The sequence below is a fragment of the Pontibacter sp. HJ8 genome, from assembly GCF_054824225.1.
The window spans coordinates 1-4,535 of the sequence record NZ_JSYF01000555.1 but is presented as its reverse complement, the minus strand read 5'-3'; the positions used below and the strand labels follow the sequence as shown (position 1 = coordinate 4,535).

The following is a 4,535-nucleotide window of genomic DNA, read 5'->3' as shown; positions in this document are numbered from 1 at the left end:
GTTCAGGTGAGGTGGTGAACTAAATACGCGTTTATTGTGGCATACGTTGAAGGCAGAAAAGCAAGCATCATTTCCGGTTAATTCTCTTTCCTTCAGTGCTCCGGCAGATGTGTTCGTGATGGCGGAATGCTCCTTATCGGGAGAATCACAGGTATAGGTATAGCTGCTGCTCCGGACCCGGATGAGCTTGCAAAGCCGGATGCGGGAAATGTAGGTATGCGTCCGGTGAACGCCAGCTACCTGTAGTCAGAAACCAAAGCTGGCAGGACTGAAAAAAAGAAAACACCTGCCGGTATGCCGGCAAGTGTTTTCTGTATAAGGTAATTTACTGAATGTGTTTACCTGTTCTTCAGCAGGCGGAAGGTATACACCTGATCGGAAGTAACCAGGCGTGCCAGGTATACCCTGTTCTGCAGAGAACGGGTGTTCACCTCGAAACTGTAACGCCTGTTGGCTTCCGTGCTGCCTTCGAACAGGCGTTCCACCAGGTTGCCGTGCAGGTCGTAGATCTCCAGTACCGCTTTCTCCTCCGCCTTGTCTAAGGTGAACTGTACCGTCGTCTCATTTGTGAACGGGTTCGGATATGCACTCAACCCGGAAGCAGGTGCCGTGCTGCTTTGGTCAGATGCGATCGCGCCTGAAGTTTCGCACGCACCCAAACGATCCCCTTTGCTCAGGTGTTCGGCCACACCCGCAGCCGCAATGCACAGCTGTACGGTCGGATTGGTGCGGCTGCCTGTCTGCTGGCAGACGAGTACCTTGTCGTTGTTTTGTCCGCAACGCACATCGATCACCTGCACGGTAACGGTGGCAGTAGACGTACAGCCATATTCATTGGTAGCCTCCACGGTGAAGGTATAGTCACCGGCAGCGAGCGGGGTGAATTCGGCAGTGGCACCCGTCGTGTTGCTCAGGCCGGGTGCCGGGCTCCATACGCAGCTGGTCAGCTGTGCTTCGGAAGTAGTGTTGGCAGCCGTAAGCGTCAGTTGCTGGGCGCCATACCCCAAGGCAATCGTGTTGTCGGGCAGGCCGGTATAGGTTTGATCTGTTCTGCTGATGCGGATGGCAGGCTGCGGCACCGTGCCGAGGATGGTGACCACTGCTACTGCGGAGGCCTCGTTTCCGCTGAGATCACGGGCTGTGAAGGTCACCCGGTTTTCGCCAATGTGGCTGCAGTCGAAGGTGCTTTGGGAAATAGCCAGGGAGCTTTCATCCAGTCCGCAGCTGTCGAAGGTACCCTTGTCGATATCGGCTGTTGTGATGGTCACCTTGCCGTTGCTTAGTGTGCGGGTAATGTTCTGCGTCAGGATGACCGGAGCGGTGGCGTCTTTGCGGGTGAGCAAGAAGCTCGTGGAAGTCGATTTTCCGGAAGCATCCGTTGCCGTCATCGTGATCTGCATGTCGCCTATACCTTGCAGCGCAGTACCGGCAGCCGGCGATTGCGTCAGCACGATCTCATCCGGGAAGGACACATCATCGCTCACCGTTGCCAGGCTTCTGTAGTCAGGCAATGTGGCGGAGCAGCTTTCATCCAGGGTCAGTTCCTGGTTGCCGATTCCGGCCAGGATAGGAGCCAGGTAGTCGGTCACATTCGACGGGGCGCTTTCGTTGTGGAAGCGATCGAGTGCCGTCACTTTATAGTAGTAGGTGTCGCCGGATGCCAGCGCCACGTCGGTAAAAGTATCCGTATCGGTGTTGGTGATGGCCAGTATATTCGCAGTGTTTTCCGAATCGATCAGCGGGCTGAGCGAGCGGTAAATGACAAATCGTTTGACTTTGTCCAGCTCATTGGCTGTGAACGCAGGCTTGGTCCAGTTAAGTACCACCGAATCGTTGGCATACCGTGTTGCGATAAGCTCCGTTGGGGCATCCGGTGCGGTGTTGTCGCGCCAGGGCATGGTAGGCAGCAGGGCGGGTTTGCTGTAAAAGTCATAGCGCAGCGAATCCCGGAAGCCCAGTTTGCTCGTGCTGCGCAGGCTGCTGGTGTTGTAAATTGCCTGCCCCTGTATGTTGGCATGCGCGCGGTTCAAACGCATCTGGTTCGGAATTTGGGAAGGGTTCGCCCAGTGCGTACCTTGTGCCGGATCATTCACTTTGTAGCCAGCCATCCCGATGTAGATGTGCCTGCCGTAGGAATTGTTGTTCCACCAGGGAATAAGCACACTGTAGTTGGCACCGGGCTGGCCCATGTACCAGTATACCTGTGGCGCCAGGTAGTCGATCCAGCCTTCCTGCAGCCATTTGCGCGAATCGGCATACAGCGAAACGTAATGCTGCAGGCCGCTGGTCGCAGAACCTATGGCCGGGTTGGTGCTGTTGCGGTAAATGCCGGAAGGGGAGATGCCGAATTTAACCCAGGGCTTGGCTGTCTTGATGCTTTCGCTTACCTGCCGGATCAGCAGGTTCACATTGTCTCTCCGCCAGTCGCCGCGGTCCGTAAAACCTCTCGGATCATTCAGAAAATTAGCGTCATCGTTGAAGGCGGCATTGGGGTAAAAGTAATCGTCGAAGTGAATACCGTCCACATCGTAGCGTTTCACAATGTCATCGATCACCGTCGTAACATAATCACGTACCTCAGGCAGGGCAGGATTCAGGATGCGCTGCACCCCGGAAGCCAACAGCCATTCGGGATGGGTTTTGGCTACATGGTTCGGGTCAAAGGATCCTATGTTGGCGTAGTTGGCGATGGCGCGGTACGGATTGATCCAGGCATGGAATTCTATCCCTCTTTTGTGGCACTCTTCGATCATAAATTCCATCGGGTCCCAGGGGGTGCTGGGAGCTCTTCCCTGCAAACCCGTAAGATCCGAGGACCAGGGCTCGAGCTCACTCGGATAGAGGGCATCGCACTGGCTTCGGACCTGTATGAACAAGGCGTTTTTGCCGGTGGCTTTGTGATGTTCCACAATGGAGATAAAGGCCGCCCGCTGCTGGGCAGGCGTGTGGTTTTTGTTGGGCCAGTCTATCCCGAAATACGAGGCGATCCAGGCCCCGCGGAATTCCCGTTTGGGTGCCTCCTGCGCCATTCCGCTGAGGAACAGCATAAGGGATAAAAAAATAGTCAGTAAAGGTGTTTTCATATAGAATTGATTTGAAGGTTTCTGCGTGAAAGCAATGAGAATGGGTGAAGAAACGCATTTTAAATTGAAACGTTGCCGGAATAGATTGCATAATGTTGCAAAAATTTATGTAAAGCCGTATATATTCAAATAGAGCTATTTTTTGATATAAAATATTTTTGATTTTGTGCCAAAGCCTGCACAGAAGAGCTTGGAGATGAGGGGGTAGCGAAGCCGAAAACAACTAAACTTCAGGCATTAGACGCCTGTTGGTTGCTGCCTGATCTGAGAGAGGAAGAAGTAGTTGATCTGGAAAGGTAAGGAGAAGTAGAGCTTGATTCGAGGAACAACGCTCTTCGGTATTTCCCAATCCCGAAGCTAATCTGGAGGGGATATCCTTATCCCCGTGTGCAGCTATACGCGGGTTAGGAAACCCGCAACAGGCAGAATTCGGATTAAGAAATCCGAATCAGCTTACTCTAGATCTTATAGTAACGGCGGCATAAAGAGTTAGGGGAGGTATGGTCAGGTATAGCTAAGAGAGAAAATCAATTTCATTCTGCCTATACCTGTGTTTTTTTGTGGAAATGGATCAGCAACATTCACAAAAAGAAGAGCGGTGCAAGTGATGCGGAATCACCTGAACCGCTCTGACAATATCCGAGGATCAGCTATTGATAAACTGATTGCTACAAGCGCCTGTTTCCAGTGACAGGAGGAGAGCAGTAGCTTCGTCTCTCCGGGTCATATCTGGGAGAAATCAGTGGGTACCAGAAAGACATTCGTGATCTTGGAAACCGTGTTGGCATACTCCGGTAAGGCGCTTAGTTTTTTCCAGTCAGGGTGTGCTACGAACTTCTCCCAATGCTGTTTGTGCGCTTCCAGGTTTGGCCCCGTGATCATGTAAGTAAGGTTGGGCATTTGCGTGCCGATGAGCGTTTCGCCAAAGAAAACGGGTTGCAGCCCTGTCTTGCGAAAGATCTCCAGTTCACCTCCTTCGTTGAACATCCTGATCTTCTGTTTGGCGAATTTTTCGCTGTGGCTTTCATAGATGCGGAGCTCGAAGATCCTTTCCTTTTTGTCCGGTACTTCCAGCACCGGCAGATGGGTGAAGGCTTTCATCAGGGAGCTCTCTATGCGTACGTAGACTGGCTCTTCGAAAGGCGCATCCAGGTAAACTTTGCCTGCCTGTTGGTGGGTTGGGTCCTGCAGAAATTTTTGCTGTATCGTCTCAAACTGCTGCAGGGATTTGTACGGGATCAACACGTACAGCCTGGGTTTTTCGCCTGGCTCCATTTCACGGAAAACACCCACAGTCTTTACGCCCATTTTATTCAGTACAGGTATGGCTGCGTGCTGCCAGTAGGCTTCTGCCTGCTGTTGCTGTTCCGTAGAGTTCAGGGTATAGATGCGAAGTTCATAATATTCCTGCATGGGCTTTGCCTGTGCGTTGAAAAGCATACCTGTCACTAA

The 4,535-nt window shown here is 52.4% G+C and carries 2 protein-coding genes; both read right to left on the bottom strand.

Features of this window, described 5'->3' with window-relative positions; translation table 11 throughout:
- Positions 1-338 precede the first annotated feature (338 nt).
- Positions 339-3,083, bottom strand: a complete 2,745-nt coding sequence (locus OB13_RS19325; RefSeq protein ID WP_461491825.1) for a family 10 glycosylhydrolase — start codon at positions 3,081-3,083, stop codon at positions 339-341.
- A 723-nt stretch (positions 3,084-3,806) separates the two neighbouring features.
- Positions 3,807-4,535, bottom strand: a 729-nt coding sequence (locus OB13_RS19320; protein ID WP_461491824.1) for an NIPSNAP family protein, incomplete at its 5' end; no start/stop codon positions are given.

What these genes read in the sequence shown, in the direction of transcription:
- OB13_RS19325 (WP_461491825.1), bottom strand. Translation starts at nt 3,083, where the DNA reads ATGAAAACACCTTTACTGACTATTTTTTTATCCCTTATGCTGTTCCTC.